The organism is Pseudaeromonas pectinilytica (genome assembly GCF_054780855.1).
Map to the genome: position 1 here is coordinate 1 of NZ_BAAGVN010000236.1, position 2160 is coordinate 2160.

The 2160-nt window shown below is 43.2% G+C and carries 2 protein-coding genes and 1 pseudogene; 1 reads left to right on the top strand and 2 read right to left on the bottom strand.

All coding sequences use genetic code 11. From position 1 onward, the window contains the following. Window positions 1–82: 82 nt before the first annotated feature. Window positions 83–257 (bottom strand): annotated as a pseudogene (locus tag ACYVG7_RS10480) (IS5/IS1182 family transposase); the annotation flags it as partial. Window positions 258–460: 203 nt separating this feature from the next. Between ACYVG7_RS10480 and ACYVG7_RS10485 the strand changes: the two are divergent. Beyond that, window positions 461–793 (top strand): hypothetical protein, encoded by a 333-nt coding sequence (locus ACYVG7_RS10485; protein WP_460883062.1) that lies wholly within the window; start codon window positions 461–463, stop codon window positions 791–793. A 953-nt stretch (window positions 794–1746) separates the two neighbouring features. Here ACYVG7_RS10485 and ACYVG7_RS10490 read toward each other — a convergent pair. After that, window positions 1747–2160, bottom strand: a 414-nt coding sequence (locus ACYVG7_RS10490; protein WP_460883063.1) for a transposase, incomplete at its 5' end; no start/stop codon positions are given.

Consider the following 2160-nt stretch of genomic DNA (forward strand, 5'->3'; position numbering starts at 1 on the left):
CATGTTAGGAGGTCACATGGAAGATCAGATCCTGGAAAACGGGAATGGTTCCGTTCAGGGCGCTACTTGTGTATAAGAGTCAGTACCAATGCTGCATGCAGTGAATGCGCAGCATGGTTTCCAGCGGATAGGGCCGACGACCATTACCGGCTTTGGGATAAAACGGCTCGATGACGGCGGGAGAGGAAAATCTCTTTTCGGGTCTGACGGCGCTTACTGCTGAATTCACTGTCGGCGAAGGTAAGTTGATGACTCATGATGAACCCTGTTCCATGGCTCCAGATGACAAACATGATCTCATATCAGGAACTTGTTCGCACCTTCCCTAAGCAATCAGAACACAGCAGAGGCAGATGATTCCCTGGTTTAAGCAACAAGCCCCTCAAGAATAACATTAATCTGAACAGTCATGTTGTAAATATGATATGATTCTATTTTTGGGGAGCACATTGGAGTTATTATGGGATTTATCCATGTTATCGCTATTGCATCAATGTTATTAGTAGGTTGTGGTCAACAAGAGCCTAATGCATCAAAATCAGAAACTCAGGCCGCAAAGATTGCTCTCAACAAAAATAAGGAAGACGTTAGATATGAAAACTTCAAGAGCAAATATGGTGGCTATTCAATTGATGATGCTGAATGGCTGCTGAAACGTGATTTAGATAACACCGAATTTAAAGATGCTGATTTGGCAAATAGATTCTTGGCGGAAATTGCTAAAAAGCGGCAAAGAGATATAGAAAAATCAAGGCGAAAGAATCTAAAGCTGATGAGTCGTGTAAAGGCATAGGTGCTACAGTCCCTAAAAACTTCATATTCACTAATATTCATAACATTATAGAATTACGAAAGGCTGCACAATTTAAACCAAAAGATGATTTTGAAACTACGGCTCAGTACGGAGAGAGAATAAATAGAGAAGGTCAAGCGTTAGGCGTCAACGTACAATGCATTGAAGGTGGGCAGCCGAGCTATGACGCTGATAACCAAGGGTGGAAAATTTACTTATCGACAAGTTATGATTACAATGGGTCGTACTATGTAACAGACTATAATTTCATTTCTCAGGATGAGTACGTTGGCAAAAATGCATTTGGCACAGAGACAACAGTATTAAAATCAGTCAGGTCTTATGTGGGAGTGTTTTTTAATGGCAAATCATTGGATAATGCGTTAAAACGCCTACCCATGACTGACAATTCAATATTTATTAAAATGAAAATTGATGAAGCCAAAAAAACAAAACCTCAGAACATAGGAGTAATCATTCAATATAGGTGGGACCCTGAAAAATTAATGGAGTTTGACAAGAATAAAACTGCTTCGATAGATTCGCCTACCGAGGACATACGTTCTTATACTTTAATTAATGGAAAAATAATGAACGTAATTATATATAACCGTGAGACGGGGGATATTCTGGCTCAAAGTTATAAGAAATAACGCAGAATAAGGACTGGGCTCGTTTAAATTACACCCAACCCACGAACCGAGGGTTGGGGTGAACGGGGCGTTGTTGATCAATTCAGCCACCAAACAGCAGTTCCCCTGCGGCTTTTCCTGGCTTAGTTCAGTGGCTGCCGGACAGGCATTCCTAGCAGGGTGAGATCACGAATGTTTTATGAGCGGAAACAGTTCATCGAACACTCAGTAATTGGAGGTAATTTGAACATCCTTCGCCGCTTATTTCCTTCAACATGGGTGAGAAACGAAGAGTTGGTGAAATAACAAACACTCATGCTCTCACCCTGGCATTCCTAGTCCTATGACTTTGTTCAATACCTTTACTCCAGCCAGCATTTCACCGACCTGCCCATTGTGGTTTCTCAGGCTCAGTTTTGGACTAATCAGCTGTTTGTAACGATACATCGCCGTTTCCGCTTTCGAACGCTGATGATACCCGGACTGCTTTTTCCATTCGGCCAACTCACCGGCTTTGAGTGCCTCAACCGCTTCGTTTCGTGGATGGCCTTCTTCCCATAAGGCGGCATTTTTTCGCGGCGGAATGGTGGCCTTGATACCCTTGTTCTTTAGCAGTGCATGGGCCTTGTTGATCAAATCCAAAGTAGGATGGTCGCTCCCCCACCCGCCGGGCGGGCTTAGTTGACGGCCTGCCGAATGGGCATACCAAGCCCTATGACCTTGTTCATGACTTTC